Annotated in this window: 23 protein-coding genes; 17 read left to right on the forward strand and 6 right to left on the reverse strand. The window is 45.7% G+C overall.

Translation table 11 applies throughout. The annotated features are described in order from the left end of the window. The first annotated feature begins 1 nt into the window (after window position 1). Window positions 2–2,548, forward strand: coding sequence for a CHASE2 domain-containing protein (locus ABD943_RS07320; RefSeq protein ID WP_345292531.1), 2,547 nt, complete (start codon window positions 2–4; stop codon window positions 2,546–2,548). A 96-nt stretch (window positions 2,549–2,644) separates the two neighbouring features. Further along, entirely contained in the window at window positions 2,645–3,676 is a 1,032-nt protein-coding gene (locus ABD943_RS07325; RefSeq protein WP_345292532.1) for a DMT family transporter, read from the forward strand. Between the two features lie 94 nt (window positions 3,677–3,770). On the opposite strand, the gene ABD943_RS07330 is transcribed toward ABD943_RS07325, so the two are convergent. Both ABD943_RS07330 and cutA read right to left on the reverse strand, forming a co-directional pair. After that, complete coding sequence (locus tag ABD943_RS07330) at window positions 3,771–5,630, reverse strand: protein-disulfide reductase DsbD (protein ID WP_345292533.1); 1,860 nt, start codon at window positions 5,628–5,630, stop codon at window positions 3,771–3,773. A gap of 111 nt (window positions 5,631–5,741) precedes the next feature. After that, window positions 5,742–6,083 (reverse strand): divalent-cation tolerance protein CutA, encoded by a 342-nt coding sequence (cutA, locus tag ABD943_RS07335; RefSeq protein WP_345292534.1) that lies wholly within the window; start codon window positions 6,081–6,083, stop codon window positions 5,742–5,744. A 120-nt stretch (window positions 6,084–6,203) separates the two neighbouring features. Here cutA and ABD943_RS07340 point away from each other — a divergent pair, with 120 nt between their 5' ends. The 7 genes from ABD943_RS07340 (at window position 6,204) to ABD943_RS07370 (ending at window position 12,325) form a co-directional block, all read left to right on the forward strand. Next, a complete protein-coding gene (locus ABD943_RS07340; RefSeq protein ID WP_345292535.1) occupies window positions 6,204–6,704 on the forward strand; it encodes an FxsA family protein in 501 nt (166 codons plus the stop codon). A gap of 137 nt (window positions 6,705–6,841) precedes the next feature. Next, window positions 6,842–7,132, forward strand: a complete 291-nt coding sequence (groES, locus tag ABD943_RS07345) for a co-chaperone GroES (RefSeq protein WP_345292536.1) — start codon at window positions 6,842–6,844, stop codon at window positions 7,130–7,132. A gap of 34 nt (window positions 7,133–7,166) precedes the next feature. Continuing rightward, a complete protein-coding gene (gene groL, locus ABD943_RS07350; protein WP_345292694.1) occupies window positions 7,167–8,813 on the forward strand; it encodes a chaperonin GroEL in 1,647 nt (548 codons plus the stop codon). A 707-nt stretch (window positions 8,814–9,520) separates the two neighbouring features. Next, window positions 9,521–9,859: a hypothetical protein gene (locus ABD943_RS07355; protein ID WP_345292537.1), complete on the forward strand. Its 339-nt coding sequence runs from the start codon at window positions 9,521–9,523 to the stop codon at window positions 9,857–9,859. A 90-nt stretch (window positions 9,860–9,949) separates the two neighbouring features. Continuing rightward, on the forward strand, window positions 9,950–10,705 hold the full coding sequence (locus ABD943_RS07360) for a hypothetical protein (protein WP_345292538.1): 756 nt from the start codon (window positions 9,950–9,952) through the stop codon (window positions 10,703–10,705). Window positions 10,706–10,817: 112 nt separating this feature from the next. After that, entirely contained in the window at window positions 10,818–11,450 is a 633-nt protein-coding gene (gene can / locus ABD943_RS07365) for a carbonate dehydratase (RefSeq protein ID WP_345292539.1), read from the forward strand. Between the two features lie 77 nt (window positions 11,451–11,527). Then, window positions 11,528–12,325, forward strand: a complete 798-nt coding sequence (locus tag ABD943_RS07370) for a hypothetical protein (RefSeq protein WP_345292540.1) — start codon at window positions 11,528–11,530, stop codon at window positions 12,323–12,325. 7 nt (window positions 12,326–12,332) lie between these two features. On the opposite strand, the gene ABD943_RS07375 is transcribed toward ABD943_RS07370, so the two are convergent. After that, complete coding sequence (locus ABD943_RS07375; protein ID WP_345292541.1) at window positions 12,333–13,700, reverse strand: substrate-binding domain-containing protein; 1,368 nt, start codon at window positions 13,698–13,700, stop codon at window positions 12,333–12,335. A gap of 152 nt (window positions 13,701–13,852) precedes the next feature. Further along, window positions 13,853–14,329, reverse strand: a complete 477-nt coding sequence (locus ABD943_RS07380) for a YiiD C-terminal domain-containing protein (RefSeq protein WP_345292542.1) — start codon at window positions 14,327–14,329, stop codon at window positions 13,853–13,855. A gap of 93 nt (window positions 14,330–14,422) precedes the next feature. Between ABD943_RS07380 and ABD943_RS07385 the strand changes: the two genes are divergently transcribed. The 7 genes from ABD943_RS07385 (at window position 14,423) to ABD943_RS07415 (ending at window position 22,316) form a co-directional block, all read left to right on the forward strand. Continuing rightward, the gene (locus ABD943_RS07385; RefSeq protein WP_345292543.1) at window positions 14,423–16,186 is read left to right on the forward strand and encodes a vWA domain-containing protein; all 1,764 of its coding nucleotides are present in this window, start codon (window positions 14,423–14,425) and stop codon (window positions 16,184–16,186) included. Between the two features lie 21 nt (window positions 16,187–16,207). Beyond that, window positions 16,208–16,924, forward strand: coding sequence for a sigma-70 family RNA polymerase sigma factor (locus tag ABD943_RS07390; protein ID WP_345292544.1), 717 nt, complete (start codon window positions 16,208–16,210; stop codon window positions 16,922–16,924). Beyond that, window positions 16,921–17,832 carry a hypothetical protein gene (locus tag ABD943_RS07395; protein ID WP_345292545.1) on the forward strand — a complete coding sequence of 304 codons (912 nt, stop codon included), beginning with the start codon at window positions 16,921–16,923 and terminating at the stop codon, window positions 17,830–17,832. The genes ABD943_RS07390 and ABD943_RS07395 overlap by 4 nt, the downstream gene beginning before the upstream one ends. A 209-nt stretch (window positions 17,833–18,041) precedes the next feature. After that, on the forward strand, window positions 18,042–19,211 hold the full coding sequence (coxB, locus tag ABD943_RS07400) for a cytochrome c oxidase subunit II (RefSeq protein ID WP_345292546.1): 1,170 nt from the start codon (window positions 18,042–18,044) through the stop codon (window positions 19,209–19,211). A gap of 2 nt (window positions 19,212–19,213) precedes the next feature. Further along, window positions 19,214–20,773 (forward strand): cytochrome c oxidase subunit I, encoded by a 1,560-nt coding sequence (gene ctaD / locus ABD943_RS07405; RefSeq protein WP_345292547.1) that lies wholly within the window; start codon window positions 19,214–19,216, stop codon window positions 20,771–20,773. 51 nt (window positions 20,774–20,824) lie between these two features. Then, on the forward strand, window positions 20,825–21,382 hold the full coding sequence (locus ABD943_RS07410; RefSeq protein ID WP_345292548.1) for a cytochrome c oxidase assembly protein: 558 nt from the start codon (window positions 20,825–20,827) through the stop codon (window positions 21,380–21,382). A gap of 40 nt (window positions 21,383–21,422) precedes the next feature. Then, window positions 21,423–22,316: a cytochrome c oxidase subunit 3 gene (locus tag ABD943_RS07415; RefSeq protein ID WP_345292549.1), complete on the forward strand. Its 894-nt coding sequence runs from the start codon at window positions 21,423–21,425 to the stop codon at window positions 22,314–22,316. Between the two features lie 65 nt (window positions 22,317–22,381). Here the strand turns inward: ABD943_RS07415 and ABD943_RS07420 are convergent, their stop codons facing one another. Further along, a complete protein-coding gene (locus ABD943_RS07420; RefSeq protein ID WP_345292550.1) occupies window positions 22,382–23,038 on the reverse strand; it encodes a Fe2+-dependent dioxygenase in 657 nt (218 codons plus the stop codon). 94 nt (window positions 23,039–23,132) lie between these two features. Between ABD943_RS07420 and ABD943_RS07425 the strand changes: the two genes are divergently transcribed. Further along, entirely contained in the window at window positions 23,133–24,017 is an 885-nt protein-coding gene (locus ABD943_RS07425) for a hypothetical protein (RefSeq protein WP_345292551.1), read from the forward strand. Window positions 24,018–24,074: 57 nt separating this feature from the next. On the opposite strand, the gene ABD943_RS07430 is transcribed toward ABD943_RS07425, so the two are convergent. Next, window positions 24,075–25,070, reverse strand: coding sequence for a YheT family hydrolase (locus ABD943_RS07430; RefSeq protein WP_345292552.1), 996 nt, complete (start codon window positions 25,068–25,070; stop codon window positions 24,075–24,077). Window positions 25,071–25,100: the final 30 nt, after the last annotated feature.

Below are 25,100 nucleotides of genomic sequence, written 5' to 3' on the forward strand. Positions count from 1 at the left end.
TGTGTTTGAGAAGCGTCGGTTCTTTACCAAAGGTGGCATTGCATTTGCCACCGCTCTCGCCGTAACGGCATTCTTCCTATCCTATTTTAAGGTTTTTCAGCCTGTTGAGCTGCTGGCCTATGATCGGATGTTGCGTTTACAAACCACCCAATATTCAGACAATGTGGTTATTGTTTCGATGGATGAAAAAAGCTTACGTCAGTATGGACCTTTGCCGTGGCCACGTGAGCTACATGCTAAGGCAATAGAGCGACTGACCCAAGCGAGAGTGAAGGCCATTGGTTATGACGTTTTGTTTAACAAAGAAAAAGATGACGGAGATAAAGCCCTAACCAAGGCCGTGAGCGACAGTGGTAAGATTGTTTTTCCCGTGCTTATCGACGAGTTAAAGCAAGATGGCCAGTTAATAGAGCTGCAACCTTTCCCCGAACTGTATCAGGCGAGCGCTGAGCTGGGTATGGTTCATTTCGAGCTTGATAGTGACAACATTGCGCGTGGGGTATATTTAAAATCTGGGCTGGGTGAACCTTATTGGCGAGCATTCGCAGCTGAAGTCCTTGATGTGGCCAATGGTGATGAAACCTTTCAGTTGCCTTTCGAGGATGGTAAGTCGGAAGAAGCCTCTTATAATCTGACCAAGATCGAAAAAACACACTTCGCATTAATCCCTTACAAAAAAAATCGAGATTACTTTCCTCGGGTGAGTTTTGTTGATTTGGTTGAAGGTGAAATTGATCCCAATGTGCTTAATGGGCGCACCGTGTTTGTTGGAGTCACTGCAACGGCGGCACGAAATGCTGATTTTTTGCCGGTGCCAGTCAATCGTGATGGGCAGATCATGTCGGGTGTTGAAATCAATGCGACTTTGTTCAACGGTCTCAGCAACGATGAATTGATTTTGCCGGTGAACCTGCTGCTGTCGAGCATTATTTCAGGCTTTTTGGTGTTGGTTTTATTCATGCTCATTCCGCGTTCAATGCCAAGACATAACGTGTATCTGGTATTTGTGTTGGCATTTACCATGATGTTTGTCAGCTGGGTGATGCTGCATGGCGCCAACCGATGGCTGCCGATGGTCACGCCAGCCATTGTGATGATTCTCGGTTACTTCCTCTGGGTGTGGCGAGCGGTGGTAACCAATATGGCCTTTTTCCGCCGCACGGTTAAGCGATTACAGCTCGAAGTTAGCAACAGTTTTGAGCCAGACGTCCGAGCCACTTACGAGCAACATTTTACTTTCTGGAAACGGCTAAAATTAATCCGTGGATGGTCGAATGACGAGCGAGACATTGTAGACTTTGACCGAAGTATTCCTATTGAGGTAGGTAATCGACCTTGGTTGATTGAGCTTGAGAAGCAAAGCGAACAAGAACGGCGATTATTCAACAAACTGTATGAACAGTCGACCTTAACGGAGGAAGTCGAGGCAACGCAAGGAAGTGTGATTGAGGATAAAGTCGCTCAAGTACAAACAGCCATCACGAAAATTAACTTCCTTAGACGATTTGTCGAGAAAACCATGGATAAGATGTCCGACGGTATCATGCTGCTCGACATGTCAGGCATCGTCTTTTACGCCAATCTCGAAGCCAAAAAATACATGAAAATCAATGATGGTGATGATATTTTCTCTGTGCTGTCACAGCTGAATATACAGTCTAATAACGACTGGGCGGAAGAGTTAAAAAGCGTGATGCTAACCGGTGTGGGGCGTGAAGTTCAGGCGACCAATCATAACAAAAGCTACTTTAAAGTTGGTTTCTCGCTACTGGACAACATTGATGGTCAGGACTTTATTATTATCAATCTGGCCGACATTACTTCTGTTAAGCGTGAGCAGCAGCGACAGTTAGAGATGATTGATTTCATTTCACACGACTTGCGCTCGCCGATGACATCGGTGCTTGCTTTGTTGGGGCAGTTTCGAGCCGATAGCAGTAAGCTGGGTATCGATGAACTGAACTCAAAGGTTGAGCGATTAACCAAGTCGAGCTTGTCTTTGGCGGAGCACTTCTTGATGCTGTCTAGAGCTGAGAGTGATATAGAAATGCCGCTTTATCCGGTTGAGCTTCTGGATAGTATTGATAATGCTTTAGCGACAGCGCGTCCCCTTGCTAAGGACAAGAACATTCGCTTAACGTTTAATTTTGCCGATTATGACGATACTTGGCTTCAAGCCAATGAGGATCTTCTGGAGCGCGTGGTCCTCAACCTATTGACCAATGCAATTAAGTATTCACCTGCGGACAGCGTGGTGTCGATTACGTTGGAAGAGGACGAAAAAGACGTGCGTCTGTTAGTGCACGATCAAGGCGAGGGCATCAATAAGGAACAAATGGAAACAATCTTTGAGCCATTCTCAAGGATTCGACGCCATGAAATAGCTAAGATCAAAGGCATTGGTTTGGGGCTTCGGTTTGTCAAAGCTGCGATGGAGCGCTTTGGCGGAAGTGTGTCGGTTGAAAGTGTTCTTGGGGAAGGTTCCTGCTTTATTTTGTCATTTCCGCAGTCTGTGGTGGTCGATGATGACCCCAATGATATTAGCTAAACTAATCAAGCTGATGAAAAAAGATCGTTTTTCTAATCGCAAATAGCCCTCTAAAATAGCTGTTCACTTTATAAACACTTTAAGCGGAGGCAAGACATGTACCAAAACGTTCAGAAACATCTGGCCATGATTGGCTTAGTCTGTGCGATTGTCTTGTGGGCAGCATCATTTGTCGCAATGAAATATGCGATCGCGGAATTTGGGCCGATTTTAACGGTGTTCTTGCGCATGATTTTGGCGGCGGCGGTATTGATCTTTTTCTTACGTCCGATGGCCAAAAAGCAACAATACCAAAAGGGTGACTGGTGGTTACTCTTGTTGTTGGCGTTGTGTGAGCCCTGCCTCTACTTTATCTTTGAAAGCTATGCCCTGACTTACACTACTGCCTCAGAAGCCGGCATGATTACATCGTTGCAGCCTATTATGGTTGCAGTGGCTGCCTATTACTTACTAAAAGAAAAGCTTAACAGTCGATTGATTGTTGGTTGCTTAATGGCCGTTGCTGGTGTGGTGTGGTTAACCTTGAGTGGCGAAAGTAGTGAGCACGCTTCTAATCCTATGTTGGGTAATGCGTTAGAGTTTGGCGCAATTACCGCTGCTGCTGCTTACTGTTTGTTGGCGAGAAAGTTGTCACAACGTTATTCGCCGGTATTTTTAACGCTGCTACAGATGATCATGGGAACCTTATTCTTCCTACCATTTTTATTGGTACAAGATACTGTGATCCCGACGGATGTTTCGGCTGAGGGCGTGATTGCAATTTTATTCCTAGCATTTGGTGTCAATATCTTCGCATTTACCTGCTACAACTTTGCCTTTAAAACCATGCCCGCGAGTAAAGTCGGAAGCATGATGAATTTGTTACCGATAGGGACATTATTTTTTGGATGGCTTATATTGGATGAACAGCTGAACGGCACTCAATACTTGGCCGCAGGCTTGGTTTTACTGGGTGTGATTTGGTCGCAAACTAAACCAAGAAGCACCGTATTTGTCGAGCACTATGTGGTGCGTAAATCCATGCGTGAGAGGGCAAAGCAAAGACTATTAAGAGGGTTTGGCCTGGAAAAGGGTGAGTCCTCAGAGTATCAGCCCCAAGCAAAGGCCGAGCCGAAAGCAGAATCCTAGTCCTTTTGGCTGAGTCCCTCAGTCATTGAAAATAAAAAAAGCCCTGACTGTTCTGAGAGAAGAGTCAGGGCTTTTTTATGAGGGAGTCTAGACGTTAGAGGTTAAAAGCAGCTTTGATGCGCTGCTCAAATTGTTCAGCATTCTCGAAGCCTGTCGCTCGGAAGTTAGGCAGCTCATTACCTTCAAGATCGAAGAACATAATACTCGGCAAACCCAGGACATCGTAAGCCTGCATCAGCTCAATATCATTGGCGTTATTCTCGGTGACATCGGCTTGAAGTAAGATGGTGTTGCTTAGAGCTGAAATTACCTTGGGCTTGGTGAAGACTTGCTCTTCAAACTCGTAGCAAGCTGCGCACCACTCGGCAAAAAAGTCGAGCATGACGGTTTTACCTTGTGCATTCGCCTCGGCAACAGCAGTTTTTAGCTCGGCCAACGATTTCACACGCTGAAAGGTTAAGTGACCGGATTGTTGCTTTTGGTTGCTGGAGGCGACTTCGCTGACTTTGCTCATGTGGCCCAGTGGTTGAAGTAAGTTTTTCTGACCTTGCGCACCGCCAACAAACAGTAAGACGCCATACACCATGGCGGCTAACCCCAGTCCTTTAAAGAGTTTACTCCAGCCAGTTTGTGGCATCTGATTACTGAACAGGTAATAGCCCGGAACCATGGCCAAAATAGCCCAGCCATACATATAAAGATAGCCTGGCAGAAGGTGTTTAACCAAGTACAGCGCAACGCCGAGCATGGCCACGCCGAAAGCGGCTTTAATACCGTCCATCCAGCCGCCTGCTTTAGGCAGGAATTTACCACCGGTAACGCCGATAATGATTAAGGGAATACCCATACCGACGCCTAATCCATACAAGGATACTGCACCCAGCAGAATGTCACCGGATTGTGCAATGACCAGTAGGATGGCAATCAGTGGAACTGTCACGCAAGGCGATACGATCAATGCCGAGATTGCGCCCATGATAGCGGTACCGATATAGCTGCCTTTCTTTTGTTGATTGCTGCGCTTAGACAGTTTTTCCTGAAGCCCTGACGGCAGTTGTAACTCATAGAAGCCAAACATCGACAGTGACAAGATGACAAAAATGACCGCTGCGGTAATCACCACTGCCGGATCTTGAAAGTAACCGGAAATCGACTGGCCTGCTAGTGCGACCACGATACCGAGAATGGTGTAAACAATCGCCATCGCCTGTGTATAAGTCAGCGATAGACCAAAAGCTTTGCGCGTCGTAATGTCTTTACCTTGTCCGGCAATAATCCCCGAAATGATGGGCATCATTGGAAATACGCATGGCGTAAAGGCTAGACCAATCCCGAGCAGTAAGAAATAGAAAAAATTAGAGGCGAGACTTGATTGCAGTAAGTGGTCCGAATGCTGTTGCTGCTCGCTGACATAGCCACTGGCAGCCTGCCCAGAAGCGGAGCTTGGAGCTTGAGCAGCATTGCTGGCGTCTGTCGCCTTGCTTGAATTGGTTGGGTTCTTGCCACCGACCAAATGCGATAATTGCACTTCGGTGGTGGTTGGCGGATAACATAAGCGATCTTCGGCACAGCCTTGATAATCGACCGCTAAAGTAAACTCACCTTGCGCTTCTATGATCGGCGCGGAGGCTTCTAAAAAGGTGTAGTGAACCTGAGTTAAGCCGAGATAGGGATCGTCTTTTTCTTTGCCCTCAGGAATGTTGGCCGGGCCCAATTTAGCGTCAGGACTGGTGATATCAAGCCGCTCTGAGTACATATAGTAGCCTTCGGCAATATCGAACTTGACCAATACTTTGTCATCAACAATATCGACGCTAAGCTTAAAAGCTTCGTCAACTTTGAGTAATTCTTCTTGATCGCCGATGATCTCACTGAGATCAATGGTGTTGGTAGCTTGCGCGCCGACTGAAAAAAGGACAGTCAAAGCCGCGAATAGCTTCATCAGAGTCTTCATATATCGCTTTATCATCATTGGTTAAAAATCCATCGTTATGATACCAGCTTACGCGGCGAAATCTGAGGATTTACAATGACTTTACAAATCAGACAAGTCGTGTAAAGCCGTTTATAAGGCGCCATTGAGCCACTGCAGGTAAGCTGTTGCGGCCTGATCAATGTTGCAGCTGATCAGCTCAAACACTTCATAAGGGTGCTCCTGCTCTAGCAGCTCTTCAAGTTGTCCCATCAGTTCTTCATCGGTTTTTATCACCATCAAAACCTCGGGTTCTTTCTCAATGTCGCCTTGCCACTCGTAAACACTGGTTATTGCTGGAATGATATTGACGCACGCGGCCAGCTTTTGTTTCACCATTTTTTCAGCGAGTGACTCGGCGGTGTCAGAGTCGGGAGCGGTACAGAGTGCAACTTGGAAATTTCGTTCGGTCTGTTTTGCTTTGGAAAAGGCCATAGGAAAACCCGTTGTGAACTTGTGTTAGAGGGAATTGTCCCCATTATAACGGTATCTAAAGCTTTGATAAGCTTTCCATGCATATGACTTCAGCAGAGGCTGAGGGGAAATAACGAGTTTATGTGGTTTCGCAATTTTTTCTTACTATTTATAGCGTTAGCGGTTGCCGAGATTTATATCTTGCTCACTGTTGGCGGTTTAATTGGTGCTTTTCAAACCGTAGGTTTGATTCTGCTAACCGGCATTATTGGCGTTAGCATGCTAAAGCAACAAGGTTTTAGCGTTTTCGCCAGACTGCAAGAAAAGATGCGACAGGGCCAAGCGCCTGCCCAAGAAATGGTCGAAGGGGTTTTGTTGATTATTGCTGGAGCTTTCCTCGTCACGCCGGGCTTTGTCACGGATACTATTGGCTTCCTTTGGCTTATTCCAAAGACGCGAGAATATTTCGCTAACCTACTGATTAGTAAAGGTATATTTAAAGCACAAAGTATGCATGGAGCGGGTTTCAGCCATGGTGCTAACGATCCCTTCGGACAGCAACCACCCCATCAGGATGATAATACCGTCGACGGTGAGTACGAACGTACCGACGATAAAGACCACAAGCGCCTTGATCAGTGATTGCGTTTTAGTGCGTTGATTAACGAAAAAAGTGAAAAATTAGCACTTGATCCCCTTGAGTGCTAAAAAAATGTCCCCATATCTTTCCCAACTGATTTTTCATAGTAAGTAAAACACTTTCTATTAGGAGAAAAAACATGAGCTTACGTCCATTACATGACCGCGTTATTGTGCGTCGTTTAGAAGAAGAAACTACAACTGCTGGTGGCATCGTGATCCCAGACAACGCAAAAGAAAAGCCAAGCCGCGGCGAGATCATCGCTATCGGTAACGGCAAGCCGTTGGATTCTGGTGACGTGCGTGCGCTAGACGTCAAAGTTGGCGATAAAGTTTTATTCGGTAAATTTGCCGGTACAGAAGTCAAAGCCGATGGTGAAGAACTTCTAGTATTGCGCGAAGACGACATCATGGCCGTCATCGAAGGTTAATAAGAATACACTCAACGAATTTTAGAGGAATTTAATCATGGCAAAAGACGTACGTTTTGGAGATGAAGCACGTAAAGGCATGCTAAAAGGCGTAAACACGCTTGCAAATGCAGTTCGTGTCACACTAGGACCTAAAGGTCGTAACGTAGTTTTAGATAAATCATTTGGCGCGCCAACGATCACTAAAGATGGTGTTTCGGTAGCGAAAGAGATCGAGCTAGAAGATAAGTTCGAAAACATGGGCGCACAAATGGTTAAAGAAGTTGCATCACAAACCAACGACATCGCTGGTGACGGTACAACGACTGCAACCGTATTGGCTCAATCCATCGTTAACGAAGGTTTGAAATCAGTTGCGGCTGGCATGAACCCGATGGATCTGAAGCGCGGTATCGATAAAGCGGTTATCGCTGCGGTCGAAGAGCTGAAAAACATTGCGGTTCCATGTGAAGATCAAAAAGCGATTTCACAAGTTGGCACGATTTCGGCTAACTCTGATGAAAACGTGGGCAAAATCATTGCTGAAGCGATGGAAAAAGTGGGTAAAGAAGGCGTTATCACTGTTGAAGAAGGCTCAGGTCTTAACAACGAATTAGACGTTGTTGAAGGCATGCAGTTCGACCGTGGTTACCTTTCTCCATACTTCGTGACAGACACAGAAAGCATGGTTGCCGATCTTGAAAACCCATACTTGTTATTGGTGGATAAGAAAATCTCAAACATCCGTGAATTGCTTCCAACTTTAGAAGCTGTTGCTAAGTCGAGCCGTCCGCTACTAATCGTAGCTGAAGACGTTGAAGGCGAAGCTCTAGCGACTTTAGTCGTGAACAACATGCGTGGCATCGTTAAAGTAGCAGCAGTTAAAGCGCCAGGTTTCGGTGACCGTCGTAAAGCTATGCTAGAAGACATCGCGATTCTTACTGGTGCGACTGTAGTTTCAGAAGACTTAGGCATGAGCCTAGAAAACACTGAGCTAGCGCAACTGGGTGAAGCGAAGCGTGTTCAAATCAGCAAAGACAACACTACTGTGATTGATGGCGCTGGTGATAAAACGCAAATCGAAGGTCGCGTTAAGCAAATTCGTGCGCAAATCGAAGAAACGTCTTCTGATTACGACAAAGAGAAACTTCAAGAGCGTGTGGCTAAGCTAGCTGGCGGTGTTGCGGTCATCAAAGTTGGCGCAGCAACTGAAGTTGAAATGAAAGAGAAGAAAGACCGTGTTGACGATGCATTGCACGCAACTCGCGCAGCCGTCGAAGAAGGCGTTGTTGCGGGTGGTGGTACTGCATTAGTACGCGTACTTTCGCGCCTAGGCGAACTTCGCGGTGATAACGAAGAACAGAACGTTGGTATCAAAATTGCACTACGTGCGATGGAGTCACCATTACGTCAAATCGTTGCCAACGCAGGCGCAGAGCCAGCAGTGGTCGTCGCGAAAGTTAAAGAAGGCGAAGGTAACTTCGGCTATAACGCAGCGACAGGCGAGTTTGGTGATGTGATGGAAATGGGTATTCTTGACCCAGCAAAAGTAACGCGTAGCGCGCTACAAAATGCAGCATCTATCGCAGCATTGATGATCACTACCGAAGCAATGGTTACAGACCTACCGAAGAAAGATGAACCTGCTGCTCCAGATATGGGCGGTATGGGTGGTATGGGTGGCATGCCAGGTATGATGTAATTTAACTTGTTATTTTGCTTCGTAGCTTTGTTGTTGATTGTTCTGCGATGCTCATTTACTCATAGTAAACTGCGCTTCTCGAATCAACCAACGCCTCGCTACAAAGCAAACTAACGGCGTTAAATAATTATAAAAAGCCTCGCAATTGCGGGGCTTTTTTATAGATGAAAAAGCTGATGTTTAATTTTTAAAACCCTAAACTATACCACTTTTTATCGATAAAACAGGTCGGACCACTTGACTCTTTTATTAAATCTAGTTAATATCATAACTGTAGTTACGGTTTTAAAGAAGGTCTTTGAAGCTGAGTAGCTACATAACTCTCTATAAGGAGAATAAAAATGGCAACACAAATTGGCAGAGATGCCAGAACTGGACGTTATATTCCAGTAAGGGAGGCAAAACGACGAAAGTCTACTGCTATAGTTGAAACAATTAAACCAAAGGGAGGCAAAAAGAAGAAATGATAAAGCCGCCTATGTAACGGCTTTATCTAAGTATCGCTTAAGGTTACTAAGGCTTTTCCCTTAGGCACTCAAGGCTAATTGATACCTTTTTTCACACCTAAGGATCTTATCAGTTGGCTTTGAGTTAAGCAAATTTGGCCTTTTCACTGATTGAGCCCTGCTGACGAGCGGGGCTTTGTTTATTGTGGAAAAAAAATACACAGTGGTTAGAATACGGTGCAAAATAAGAGAGGGAATCCCATGAAAATCATTATTCTAATTATAGGAGCTTGTTTAACCACGGCGTGTGTTCAGCTAAAAGCGCCTGAGCGAATCATTTCGGATACTTACCGCACAGGCAAAGAGATCTACCATGATATTTCCAGTTCTGACGGAGAGAAGCATTTCGTGCATGAAATAGTGGTGGCGAAAGGTGCTGAGGTGGCGTTGGAGAAAGAGCGCTGCATTGATGAGTTAGTATCGAAAGCGCGTGAAAAGTATACGATTGATAGCTATGAAGTTAGAAAAATAGTGCACACTGAAGGCACGACCGACACCATCTACTGTGAAGTTAAAGCAACGATGCTACAGGAAAGTTAACCCTAGGCATTGCCTGCTTTGATGGTTGGGCTGAGTAGTTTTATGGTGCTTAGATTCGTGTAAATGATTTCTTAACAAAAGGTTCAAAGGATGAGTGTAAATAGTAAAATTGGTGTTGCCGCTTTGATTGGTGCTGTATTGGGCACTCTAGGGACTTGGTTGTTAGTTGATAAGCCACTTAAGGTGACTAAACCCACTTCCATGGTCGTAGCTGATACAGAGACGGTAAATGACGTTAAAAAAGCTGAAGCTCAATTTCCAGAGCAAGGAATAGACGGCGCCGAAAAACAGTCCCAACAAGATTTAGAGCAGCAAGTGGTTTTGCTAAAGCAACAGCTTCAACAAGTACAGCGAGAGTTAAAAACAGAAGAAGCCACGAAAAATGCTGCCATTAACAAGTTAAAAAGCTATACCGAGAGTGGGCAAGAAAGTAACGTCAAAGATGCTAGTGATCAGAACTCGGAGGCTGATGATTATCTAAAAGAGGTGCCTGACAGTCATCGCAGCTTGATTAGCCCGCCGAAGTCTAAAATCAAAACAACGTTTGACCGACATAAAGACTTTGTGGATGAAGGCGAGGATATTTCTTGGTCTTTAGAGAAAGAGCAACAAATAACCAGCTTTATTCAAAACCATAGACGCAGCTCTGAAATTGGGTTGGAGCTGGTTAAATGCAAGAAAACGATTTGTGAAGTATACGGCTCGACCTACAGTCAGGACGGAGAGGCGATAAGTGAGATTAATGACGGCATGCGCTCCCAGCCTTGGTGGGATTTTGCGGGCTCTAGCACCAGCTCCACCAACAGCGAGGACGGGCAATATGTATTTGTGATTATCTTACATTGATATAATGACAAGATATCGGAGTATGGGTCTAGCGAGTTGAACTGGTAAGCTCTATTGTAAGATAAACAATATGGTATGATAGAGACACGTTTAGAGGGTAATATAGAAAAACATGAGCGACGTAAAAAAACTACTTGAACAAAATCGACAGTGGGCGGCTGAAACTGCTGAGCAACAGCCGGGTTTTTTTGATGACTTGTCAGAGGGGCAGGCGCCAAAGTACTTATGGATTGGCTGCTCTGATAGCCGAGTTCCATCGACTCAGATCACAGGCTTAATGCCGGGTGAGATTTTTGTCCACCGAAATATTGCGAATCAATTTTCAGTCACTGACTTAAGTTGTATGTCGGTGCTGCAGTATGCGGTTGAAGTCTTAAAAGTAGAGCATGTGATTGTCTGCGGACATTACGGTTGTGGCGGTGTTAATGCAGCTATTAGCAACCAGCAGTTTGGTTTGATCGATAATTGGCTGACTAAAATCAAAGACGTTTACATTAAGAATGAAACTAAGTTTACGCCGATTACCAGTGAGCAAGAACGCTCCGACTTAATGTGTGAGCTTAATGTGATTGAGCAAGTGAACAATGTTTGTCAGTCGACGATTGTTCAAAATGCATGGAAAAGTGGCCAGAAACTGAGTGTGCATGGTTGGTGCTACAGTCTGAAGAGTGGGCACATTAAAGATTTGGAAGTAAGCTCCAGTGATGCATCGAATAACCATAGTGTGTATCAGTATCAGGGGTAAATAAAAGGTCAGCGAAAGCTGGCCTTTTTTGTAACAATAACAATTAAAAATTTGAATGTTCTGAAAGTGGGGGAGATATGACGAGTCTGCCAGAAGCTAACGCCAGACCATGGCACTATCGCTTGATGTCATCCATGGGCGTCTATCCGCGGCAAAGTATTGAGGTTGAAAGAGCAGCTTTATGGGTTAAAGATTCGGTCATTAGTCTCTACTTCGACCCTGAAATTCCACATCTCGATGTGTTCTTAAAGATGGCGATTTTAGTCTCCTCACATGAGGCGAGTAGTTCTATTAAGTTTTACCCTTTCCCCTATAGCCACACACTTTCAGAATCAATCGTTGAAGAAACCACTGAAAAAAGTAGCGTTGCCCACATTGTTAGCGATATTCAAGAGAAACATCAGTCTGGCTATACGTGTTCTGGAGAAACGATCCCTGAGTTTGACTGGTATGAGAATGCCAAAGGAGCTTCCTTGCCGCCAATTCTAGGTGGGGCGACTTATAACTTTGTGGATATTGAGATTGATGCTGAGATGGTGGCAGCGTTAGTGGATACGTTGACAAGAAATCCCTGTCCAAAATTAGTAGCCGCTGCTAGAGCTTTAGTCACTAGTAACCAGATCAGCTGTCATAGCCAGTTCAAGGCAGAGGCAGTGGGGCAGTTGCTTGATTGCGTCAGCTTATTACATGAGATAGAAGGACTGCATTTGGATAGCGCCCAACTATCGACTTTGTTGGGCCAGCTGGGCGATAGTACCGACGATTACATTATCTCGCGGCAGCAAATGGCGGATAAAGTCGGCCCAATAGACTTTCATCGGTTGTTTGTTCAAACCAGTTCTCAGCTAAGGAAGTTTCTATTGGGCCTAGGTTAGTGGATAGTTAGCGTCCGACCCAAACTTCCACGCGTTGATTTTTAGCTTTGCCGTTTGCGGTGGCGTTTGAAGCAATGGCGCCACGGCTACCATACCCCTGTGAATAAAATGGCGTTACCCCTTTTGCTTTGAGTTTATCGCTAATCTGGTTCGCTAAATCTTCCGAGAGCTGCTTGTCTTTTTTGAGATCACCACTTTCTGCGCTGAAACCAAATATAAACAAGTCTTGTAAGCGACGATTTTTCACATAATCCACCAGCCTATCAAGATCGCGTTTGCCTTTGTTGTCTAGCTCAAGATTCTGATCGAAGTGAAAAGTGATGGATAAGCGCTTGGACTCACGGATCATGTTTAAGTAGCGGGGAGGATAATTACGGTTAAAGCGCACCGTCGCATCATTGACCTTAAGTGAAATCAAATGATTATCCTCAACCACAGTCTGAGCCTGATTTTCTAGAACAAACTGCATGAAGTCTTTGGCGTGAGGGTTGGGATTGTTGCTTGGGTGATACAAATAGAGACGACGGCTGAGAACGTAATCTTCTGTGCTGACCGTGAATTTATTGGGTTTGAAAGAGAGTGCCACGCCCGCTTCAGCAACGGCGATAGCTTTGGCGTCATTGACGTAAGGTAACGCCACAAAGCCAATAGCGCCAAAGGTTGAGCTGACTTGCTGCGATAACTCGCCAGACGACTCATAGCGCTTGGCGTACTGAGAAAGTTTGACGTTATGTCGCTTTAAAACTAAGGATTTAAAGGTGTCATAAGTTCCTGAGTTATCATCGCGAGCAAATACGCGAATGGGCTGGTTGTCGCCGCCAAGCTGACGCCAGTTAGTGATCTCTCCAGAAAAAACTTGAGCCAGCTGCTGGGTATCGAGCTGTTTAATGCTCAGGCTTGGATGAATAATAACAGCGAGGCCATCCACCGCGATGGTGTATTCATTGTCCATTGTCCGTAAGTCACCATAATCGTCTAACAGTGATTGGCGCTCTTTATCTTTAACACGGCGTGAGGCCATGGCGATATCGGTATCTTTTTCAGCGAGCGCTTCGAATCCGGTTGAAGATCCATGGGCTTTGATATCAATTGCCTGTAAGCTGCCGTCAGCCATAGTCCCAATAACCGTTTTTTCGACCGCATGAGTTTGAATAATTGTGGTGTGATCGGCACCAAGAGTTTCCAGGTATTTTGCCGCTAGTGCTGGAGCGAGTTTTTCACCGATGGTATTCGATCCCTTCATGCTGAAAAGCACGTTAGCGTTTTGTAACTTGGTTAAGTCTTCATCACTAATCTCTATGGTGTTGGCGATGCTCGGTAGGGATATCAATAACAGTAAAGTCGCAAAAAGGCGACGTAAAATAGGTTGGATCATTGCGATAACCTCAGCAAGTTTTAAGGATCATTAATCATTTCTGTGGCAATTATAATGAGTGCTGAGGTGCCGAGTATGACATTTTGATGACAGCTGCCTGAAGCTATGATGATAGGGTAAAAGCTTGCTACAAAGTTCCTTGTAAAAAAGGTTTAATGGGCAACCAGCGCAAAGTTCGCTTGTAGCACAGCTTTTATGACACTGTCTTCAATGACGTTGACAGTGAGGCTAATCCGAGCGCGTTTCTTGCGCTTAAAAGAGCTTACAAAAGTGCTGAGCTTTTCATCATCTTCAACTCGGCACTGCGCCACAATGTCTCCATTGATCGGTTTCTTGTAATGAATTTCAGCTTTAGCCAATACCACAGCCCCGTCAAGTTGATGAGTCGTAGCCAAACTGCTCACTAACGACCAACCGGCAATCGTCGCTACCGTATAAATACTGCCAGCGAAGGCCGTGTTATGAATATTTTTATTGGCATCGAAAGGTGCCATCACTTGAATGCTGTTGGACGTTAATTCTTCGATGCGAATATCAAGAGCTTTGGTGATGGGGATTTCCTGGTGGACCAGTTGTTCGAGCTGCGTGTGATTCATGATTGGACGTGGAGTGAAAGTAGTTGTCGCCACTGTAGCAACTTTTTGAAAAAAGTTAACCCTTTTCAGGTATGACCACGTTTATAGAGGTATATCCAATGAAACTATACTCAGTAAGGAGTCGTCATGAACAGCAAAAAAAGGTTACAACAATTTAAGTACGGTTTAGTTGCAAGCCTCGTTATCGTGGGGTTAGGCGCTTGCCAAAGCTCGAAAGATCAAGAAAGTGATCGTGAGTTGAATGATGCAGTGGCAGCCAAGCAGGCTCAAGCCGAGCGCCAGCAAAATGTTATGCGTAAAGAGGAGCGCAAGACCACGCAGAGGGCCGAGGAAGCCGAAATGATCGTGGTGGCAGGCTCCCGCGTGAAACGGGCCGACATCGCTCGTGTCCATTCACCACAAACAGTAGTGGCGTCTGAAAAAGTAGTGATGCCCGCCCCGCGTTCACCGGATAGGGTGAACCGTGAGCAATACCAAGACATTGAGCCATCAGATGTATTTTCGACACTAGAGCAGCCTGTCTCTACGTTTAGTATTGATGTGGATACCGGCTCTTATTCGAATGTACGACGCATGTTGAATGATGGCTACTTCCCACCGAGCGATGCGGTGCGTTTAGAAGAGTTCGTGAATTACTTTAATTACGACTATCCAGCGCCAGAGACGAAAGAAATGCCATTTTCAGTGTCGACGGAGGTTATGAACGCGCCATGGAATGATAATGCTAAATTGGTGCAAATTGGCATCAAGGGTTATGAGGAAGTATCGAATGAGTTGCCACCATCAAATTTAGTGTTTTTGGTAGATGTCTCAGGTTCGATGCAAAGCGAAGATAAGCTGGGGCTGGTCAAGAAAGCGTTAAAATTGTTGGCTAAGGGCAGCCGTGAGCAAGATTCGATTTCGTTAGTCGTCTACGCTGGAGCATCGGGCGTTGTACTGGAACCAACGGCAGCCAATGATCGGAGCAAAATTGAGCAGGCACTGGACAGTTTAACCGCGGGCGGTTCGACAAACGGTGGTGCTGGAATTGAGTTGGCTTATAAGATGGCGGAGAAAGGATTCATCAAAGGCGGCATCAATCGTGTCATTTTGGCGACCGATGGCGACTTTAACGTGGGAACCGTGAACCGCGAGCAGCTGATTGATATGGTTGAACGCAAGCGCAAAACAGGAGTGAGTTTTAGCGCCTTAGGGTTTGGCAGCGGAAACTATAACGAACACTTGATGGAGCAACTGGCGAACAAGGGTAACGGTAACTACGGGTATATTGATAATTTACTGGAAGCCAAAAAGCTATTGGTTGATCAGCGAGCGGGTACTTTGATGACGATTGCGAAAGACGTCAAGATCCAAGTCGAGTTTAACCCAGCCGTCATTGCAGAATACCGTTTATTGGGTTATCAAAACCGCATGCTAGAGCGCGAAGACTTTAACAACGATAAGGTGGATGCCGGTGAAATTGGCGCTGGTCATACGGTGACAGCTTTGTATGAGGTTGTGTTGCAAGACTCCAATGGTAAACGCATGGAGCCTTTGCGTTATGGCAACTCCACCTTGGTCGAAGAAGCCAAGCTGCATGAGGCGGCGATGATTAGCTTACGTTACAAACACCCTGAGCAAGATAAAAGTACCTTGTATCGAGATTATCTAACGACCGCTCAGATCAAAGCGGCAAAGGGTGGTGACAATATTCGGTTTGCTGCCAGTGTGGCCGGTTTTGCTGAGTTGCTCCGGGGCGGAAAGTTCTTGGGCGACTGGGGCTGGGACGAGGCAAAAGCATTAGCGCAGCAGTCTAAAGGCGATGATAGCAATGGCTATCGCGGCGAACTGATCCAGTTGATCGGCATGGCGCAGTTACTGGATGATAAGTCTGCTGCAACGGGTCGATAAAGACTTGGGTTTCTTCGCTCAATGGCGTTAACAAAGATGCTTGCACAAACCGCAGTCAGCCGTCAGTATAAAGAGGTTAAAATAACCTATCACTATGATGTAAAGGCTGCGGTGTTGAAAGAAAGTGCGAGTTATATTGACTCGAATAAACAGCAAGACCAACCGGCAATCAGCGATGAAGCTTTGATGGCCGGTTTTGCTGCGGGCAATATGCAGGCTTTCGAGACCCTATACAAGCGTCATAAAAATCCACTGCTTCGCTTCTTTTTACGTCAGGTTAGCTCTCGAAGCGAGGCAGAGGAGCTGTTTCAAGACGTGTGGCAGCGTCTAATCAAGCACAGCAAGTCCTATAAAAGCTCTGCGAAGTTTACGACCTATCTTTACCACATTGCCCGAACACGTTTAATTGACCATTATCGTAAACTGGGGCGTCAGCATGAGTTTACTCAGGATCAGGACGGCTGGGAGGATAATACCGCGGAGCAGCATGGCGTGGCACCAGAGGAGCAGCTGGAGTATGAGCGATCGAAGCAGTTGTTAAAAGAGGCCGTCGAGAGGCTCCCAGCGCTTCAGCGAGAAGTGGTGGTGATGAAGCTTGAAACTGATATGACGGTGAATGAGATCGCTGAGATTGTGCAACAAAAGCCAGAAGCCGTAAAAAGTCGGCTGCGATACGGCATGGAAAAGTTACAGCATTACCTGCGTGACCTTGAATTGAGTGTTGAGGCCACCTTATGAGCAACGATATGAATAACGAGCATGATAAAACGTCTGGCCAAGAGCTTGAGCAAAAGCTAAACAAGGCCTATCAAGAGACCAGCGACGAAACGACGTCGTCTAAGCTGGACGCCTCGATATTGGCGATGGCTCAGCAAGAGGTGGATGCTCGTGATAACGCAGAACATAAGCGAAGTTGGTGGGATCGTTTAAAGTTGCCGGTATCTGTGACCGCAGCTTTTGTGGTGACGGTTGGTATTGCGCGCTTTATGGTTGAACTTGGATATTATGATCCAAACTCGATTTCAAATGATGAAAATATGACGCAACGCCTTGAATCTAATAGCACTATAGTCGTTTTAGCAGATGATACGTCCGCTGCAAAACCTGTGGCATCCGCCCCTGTTCCGTCCGAAGCAAGAGTCATGGCGCAAGAGCGCTTGGCGGCGAGACAAAAAGCAGAAAAGCAGGCTGAGTCAATGAACAAAGTGGTCGTGACAGGAGCTCGCATTAAGCGGGCAGAAGCTGAGCGAGCACGGCAACAAGACGTTAATGAGCTTATTGTGATGGAAGAAACCCAGGCCAGCGTGCAGTTTGCTGAGCCTGTAGCTCAGAGTCAGCCAGGCGCGGCTAAGGAAGCAAAAGCAGCGGTAGAGGCGGAGGCTGACAGCACCAACTCAGAGGTTGAGAAGATTGTGGTCACGGGCTCACGCGTGAGAGCTTCAGATAGAGAAGAGATTGGTGATGCTGTAGCAAAAGAGGCTGCTGAGCCACCGTATTTACCGGCAGAAGAATGGATTCTTCAGCTAGAAACCTTATTAGAGGCTCATAATCATGCTGAAGCTAAAGAACAGTGGCTTAAATTTAAGAAAATTTACCCCGGTTATGCCGTTGATAAGCCCTTGTATCAACGCTTAGAGAGCCTTTAGTCGCGACTTTTCTAAATTTAAGTGTTAGGAATTATTACAGATCACCTAGTTTTTCTATGTTTAGTCGAGTAAAATGGCGACCCTAAAATTTTGACCCAAGTCATTGCAAAGCTGTTTCGCGTCAGGGGAACGGGGCTTTTCAGTGTTTGGGACGTTTTGTTTGATAATAAGTTCCGCATTCGCGGGTAAACTGTAGTGGAGAGAAGAGCATGTCATTGTTCCGCAAAATGGCTCTGATTATCGCAGCTATCTCAGTGGTTATTCTGAGTGGTTGTAGTGGTCAAGAGTACAACATGCGTGAAGGTGTGACCGAGATTAGTAGAGAAGTCTACAGCTTGCATATGATCGCTATTTGGGTCTGTGTAGCTATCGGGATTATCACTTTTGGCGCGATGTTTTATTCGATGGTTGCCCATCGTAAAAGCAAACACCCTAACCCAGCTAAGTTTTCTCACAGTACCACTGTTGAGATCATTTGGACGGTTATTCCTTTTATCATCTTGATTGCGCTGTCAATTCCAGCGGTAAGCTTGTTGATCAAAATGGAAGACGCTAGTGATTCTGAGCTGTCGGTTATGGTTAAAGGTTATCAGTGGAAATGGGAATACAAGTACATTGATGGCGACGATAATTTAGGCAATGACGTTAGTTTCTTCTCGAACTTAGACCAAGCTTCTCGTGACCAAGCGAGTAATTCTGGTAAATGGTTCTCTGGAACAGAAATCACTGATGATAACTACCTATTAGAAGTGGACAATCCATTGGTTATTCCTGTGGACACAAAAGTGCGCTTCCTAGTTACGGCTGAAGACGTGATCCACTCGTTCTGGGTACCTGATTTCTCAGTGAAGAAAGACGCGATCCCAGGCTTCATTAACGAAGTGTGGACAAAAGTTGACGAGCCAGGTGTCTACCGTGGCGTCTGTGCGGAGCTTTGTGGTAAAGACCACGGCTTCATGCCAATCGTGGTAAAAGTACTTCCTAAAGAGGAATACAACGCTTGGTACGCAGAAAAAGTTGCTGAAGCGGAAGCTGGCCCAGACTTGAACGAGCGTACTATGAGCCAGTTAATGGCTGAAGGTGAAGTCGCCTATAACAAGTACTGTTCTTCATGTCACATGCCTAACGGTGAAGGTAATGGTCCATTCCCATCACTGGTTGGTACTGAGATGGTGACTGGAGAAGGCTCTATTGGCGAACACATCGACGTGGTATTGAACGGTGTTCCTGGTACTGCAATGCAGGCGTTCGGCAACCAGCTTACAGAAGCTGAGATTGCAGCCATTATCACTTATGAGCGTAATGCTTGGGATAACGACACCGGTGATAAAGTTCAGCCTCAAGAAATTCACGACATTAAAAATGGTGGAGGGGAGTAATCATGGCTGACCATAAACCAAAAGGTATTTCGCGTTGGTTGTTTACGACCAACCACAAGGACATTGGTACGATGTACCTAGTGTTCTCGTTCATCATGTTCTTGATTGGTGGCGCTATGGCAATGGTTATCCGTGCCGAGCTTTTCCAACCAGGTTTACAATTTGTTGAACCAAACTTCTTCAACCAGATGACAACGTTACACGGTCTGATCATGGTCTTTGGTGCCGTGATGCCAGCGACTGTAGGTTTGGCTAACTGGTTGATTCCAATGATGATTGGTGCGCCAGATATGGCTCTACCACGTATGAACAACTGGAGCTTCTGGATTCTTCCAGCAGCGTTCGGCTTGTTACTATCATCATTATTCATGGAAGGCGGTGCGCCTAACTTCGGTTGGACATTCTATGCGCCACTGTCGACAACCTATGGTCCTCCATCGACTGACTTCTTCATCTTTGGTGTCCACTTGATGGGTATCTCATCCATCATGGGTGCGATTAACGTTATCGTAACGGTGTTCAACATGCGTGCACCAGGTATGACGTTAATGAAGATGCCACTGTTCGTATGGACTTGGTTGATTACAGCATTCTTACTAGTGATGGTTATGCCAGTACTAGCCGGTGCGGTAACGATGATGTTGACTGACCGTCACTTCGGCACCTCGTTCTTCGATGCCGCTGGTGGTGGTGACCCAGTATTGTTCCAGCACGTATTCTGGTTCTTCGGTCACCCAGAAGTTTACATCATGATCTTACCAGCGTTCGGTATCGCTTCTGCGATTATCCCAACGTTCGCCCGTAAGAAATTGTTTGGTTATTCTTCAATGGTTTACGCAACTGCGTCAATCGCATTCCTATCGTTCATCGTATGGGCACACCACATGTTTACCGTGGGTATGCCAGTAAAAGGTGAGCTATTCTTTATGATTGCGACCATGCTGATTGCGGTACCGACAGGTGTGAAAGTCTTTAACTGGATTGCGACGATGTGGCAAGGTTCGATCACCTATGAAACACCAATGCTTTATGCTCTGGCATTTGTGATTCTATTTACGATCGGCGGTTTCTCTGGCGTTATGCTAGCGTTAACTCCAGTTGACTGGCAGTATCACGATACATACTTCGTGGTAGCACACTTCCACTACGTTCTATTCCCAGGTGCGATTTTCGGTACCATGGCGGCGGTTTACTACTGGTTGCCGAAGTGGACAGGTCGTATGTATGACGAGAAGTTGGCGAAATGGCACTTCTGGTTATCGATCGTATTCGTTAACTTGACGTTCTTCCCAATGCACTTCTCAGGTCTTGCGGGTATGCAGCGTCGTGTTCCTGACTACGCGATCATGTTCTCAGATTTCAACATGATGTCGAGTATTGGTGCTTTCGGTCTTGGTTTAATGCAATTACTTTTCGCTTGGATTCTAATTAAAGTTTGTATCCTTGAGAAAGGTGAAAAAGCAACTGACCAAGTTTGGGAAGGTGCAGAAGGTCTTGAGTTTACTCACCTACCTTCGCCAGCGCCGTATCACACGTTTGATACGCCACCTAAGGTCGATTAATAGACTTGTTTTAAGATAAAAGTTGCAAAGACGTAACCGAGGTTATAAGCGATGAGCCAAGAGCAAACACAGACTGAAAACAAGGTGATGACTAAAAAGTTATTCGTCGTTGTGATCATCATGGTTGCTTTTGGCTTTGCGATGGTGCCTTTGTACGATGTTTTTTGCCAGATCACCGGGCTTAACGGTAAAGTAACCGGTTTAGCGGTTTACGAAGAGCAGGAGCCGGATACCAGTCGTGAAATTAAGATTCAATTCATGACCATCAACAAGGCGAACATGCCTTGGGATTTCCGTCCAGTGAAAACTGAAGTGGTGGTGAACCCTGGTAAAGAATACGAAGTCCTTTTTGCAGTCAAAAATCGTACTGGAAAAAAAATGGTTGGTCAGGCAATTCCAAGCTTTTCGCCTAATTTAACGGCTCAGTATTTCAATAAAACGGAATGCTTCTGCTTTAATCAGCAGACCCTAGCCGCGGGTGAAAGTGAAGAAATGCCGATGCGCTTCTTTGTCGATAAGGACATTCCTGAGCGTTACGATACAATCACGTTGGCGTATACTTTGCATAACGTCACGCCAGACGACGAACAACTACAAGCCGCGAAATAGCTTAACCGCAAGTGGCGACGTCTTTAACGGAGACATAAACATGAGTGAACAACAAACTACAGAATACGAAAAGTATTATGTACCAGAGCAGAGCAAGCTGCCGTTTATCGGTTCAATTGGTCTGTTACTAACAGCATTCGGTGCTGGCCATATGGTACAAGGCAATTCAAGCTTGTCTTGGATCTTGTATTTAGGTTTAGCGGTATTGGTTTACATGCTATCGACGTGGTGGTCGAGCACCATCCGTGAATCGCACGACGGTCTTTACAGCGCGCAAATGAGCCGTTCATTCCGTCAAGGTATGATTTGGTTCATTACCTCAGAAGTGATGTTCTTCGCAGCCTTCTTCGGCGCATTATTCTATGGTCGTGTATTGGTCATGGAGTGGTTAGGCGGTAGCAGCAACAACGCTGCAACACACGACTTCTTGTACCCTGACTTTGTTCCTGCTTGGCCAATGACGTCAAATCCAGGCGAGTTAAATAATGGCGCTCCTACGACGTGGGAAGCGATGGGAGCATGGGGTTTACCTGCGATTAACACGGCAATCCTATTGTTCTCGTCATTCACTTTGACGATTGCACACCACGCGTTGATCGAAAAGAATCGCCAAACGTTAATTCTTTTCACGTCAATCACAGCATTGTTAGGTGTTATCTTCATGATGCTTCAGGTGGAAGAGTATATCCACGCATATCAAGAGATGGGCTTAACGTTAGGCAGTGGTTTCTACGGTTCGACTTTCTTCTTGCTAACCGGTTTCCACGGCTTACACGTAACGGTCGGTACGATTTTCTTAATCGTGATGGCTTTGCGTTGTGCAAAAGGTCATTTCACACCAAAAGATCACTTCGCGTATGAAGCGGGTGCTTGGTACTGGCACTTTGTTGACGTGGTCTGGGTATTCCTATTTATCTTTGTTTATATTCTATAAACGAAAGATTCATGTGATACTAAAAAAACCGCCTTCGGGCGGTTTTTTATTGGATAATTGAGAAGTTATTCTGCCCAGCGTCTGAGTAAGTTATTATAGCTTTTGCTTAAACGATCATACTGGTAGGTCTTGCCACGTTGTTCAAACTCTTCAGACATGGAGCACTTTAAATCAAACAAGAGCTCTCGCTGTTCAGCACTTCGTACATGACTTTGAACCCAGCCGACCATGGCTAGACGTTCACCAGTACGAACGGCATTGACGCGATGAAGGTAGTGACTTGGATAGACTAATAAGTCGCCTTTGCTAAGTTTCCAGCTGCGCTCGCCGGTTGTATCTTCGATAACCAGTTCGCCGCCCTGATAATCATCGATTGGGCTTAGTCCTAAAGTAAACGAAATGTCAGTTCTGACGTGACCCATCAGCGCATCATCAACGTGCAAACCGTACTCTTGATTGGTTTGATATTGATTGACCATGACGTTAACGAATCGTTTGGCGAAAGTTGCGCCAGAAAACAGAGGGTGCTTTTTGAGATGATTCAGGAGCATGAGCAATGCAGCAGGCTTGTCGTGTTGTAGACGAAGCTGTTTATTGTTTTTGACTTGCTTAGCCGCACGCCCTGCGGTTTCGCTGCCATCGGTGAAGTGCTCGTTGCGCAGTGACTCGATGATAGCCTCCAGCGTTCCCGGCTCTACAGCATTTTCAATATGTAAAATCATGGGGCATCAACTTTTGAATAGTATAGTATTGAGAATTATTCGCATTTATGAAATCATAGCCAGTATATCAACTCTAATGATCAAAGGTAACTCAATGTCTAAAAAACGTTTCGAGAAACGTAAAGTATGGGCTGGCGTGGGCACAGCTTTGTTAGCGACTAGCGCTGCAACTGCGACAGCAGAGCAAAGCGATACTGATGCTTTAACAGCATTATCAAGCTCTGTTGTCAGTTATTCTGCGATGTCTCTCGGTGAGGGAGGAGAAAGCGGCGGAGAAGGCGGCGGAGAAGGTGGCGGAGAAGGTGGCGGAGAAGGTGGCGAAGGCGAGGGTGAAGGTAGCTCAAGCGTTAATTTAGCTACTGACAATGCTGCTTATTTAGCACGTTTAGGCTTAATTCGAGGTCATCTCTGGGTAGGCTTAAAGCTGTATCGTGAAGGTCATATTGCGATGGCAAAGACGCACATGAAGCATCCTGAAGATGAGCTGTATGCCGGGCTACCGCCAGTCTTTAAAGCACGCGGCGTGAGCGGTTTTGCAGAAGAGTTGAGCGCCTTAGCGGATGCGGTCAATAACGAGCAAGGAGATGAAGCGGTTGAAACGGCTTACGAGCAGCTCCTAAAAGCTATCTCTAAGAGCGAAGGGATGTCATCGATGACTGCTAAAGAAACATTAATGAGTATCAGCCAAATGATTCGAACTGCGGCAGAAGAGTACGCCATTGGTGTTAAAAAAGGGGAAGTGGTTAATGTTCATGAGTATCAAGATGCTTACGGCTTTACTGAAATCGCGATTGAGCGTTTGGAGCGTCTAAGTGATGAGCAGAAACAACAAGCGGAAGCTGAAATTGCCCATACTAAAGCGTTGCTGCTTGAATTAAGGACTTTGTGGCCGACAGTGAATCCTCAGGGCGATGTTGAGGGTGATGCTTCACACTTATTTGGAGCTGCAGCACGAATAGAGTTATCCGCACTGAAGTAAGTAAAGATCAAGCTTGTTCATAAATAAAGCCACCTGCGGGTGGCTTTATTTGTAACTTTAAAAGTGCTTGGCTTGGTCGAGAATAAAGTCATCTAACCAGCTACGAAGTTGACGGTTTTTGATGTATCCGCAATGACCGCCATACTCGGTGAGATACTTAGTGATGCAGTCCTTGTTGGGTAATGAGTAAATATCTTGAAACTCAATGATAGGATCATCCTTGCTCATCAAAATCGTCGTGGGTGTGGCGATATTATTTAAGCGATCTCCGCAGATATTATAGCCATCAAAGTAGTCGTTGATAGATTGATAGTCACCATAATACTGAACCAGTTTTTCAGTGAGTTCTCTCATAGAGTCCGTTCGTAAGTCGTCGTCGAGATCATAAATATCCGGGAATAGTTCCTGCTTTTTGCGGATAGAGCGTTTCCATTTCAGCATAAAATACTTAATGTATAGCGAGAGACTGGTTTCAAGCTTGATTAAAATATCCGCGGGATCTAAAGCTGGGCAAATCGCAACAGTTTTATCCAACTTGATTCCAGCTTCAGGCGCTCTATTGGTGACGCGCAGAGCAAAATTACCGCCTAATGAGAAGCCGCAAAGGAGAGTTTTACTTGGTGTAAATTGCTGTTGAATGGCATAAACCGCCTGTACCACTTCATCAATACGATTGGAGTGAAACAGATCTTGGTTCAGATGGTGACTGGTGCCATGATCTCTCAAGTTGAGTCGAACGACATTAAATCCTTGCTCAAAAAGAACATGGGCGGTGGAAAGTTGATAGAGGGATTCATGACTCCCTTCCCAGCCATGAATAAGTATGGCTAGAGGGGGATCGTCTTGATGGCTAGCTCTAGAGACGAAGCTTTGTAATCGAACGCCATCTTCGCAATCAATAATCACTTCTTCGCTACTATTAATGAGCGCGGCAGCTCGTTTCTTTAAACCTTTTCGTCGCAACTTGACCGTGGCTAATAGCGATTGAACATGAGTGTTTTTGGCCCATCGTGGAATTGGGAAGCTTATTTGTTTTACGGTGTGCGCTGTCATGAGTGAAGAGGATGGTTGTAATGTGCTTAC

Origin of the sequence: Kangiella marina (assembly GCF_039541235.1) — a bacterium.
In the GTDB taxonomy this organism is placed as follows: domain Bacteria; phylum Pseudomonadota; class Gammaproteobacteria; order Enterobacterales; family Kangiellaceae; genus Kangiella; species Kangiella marina.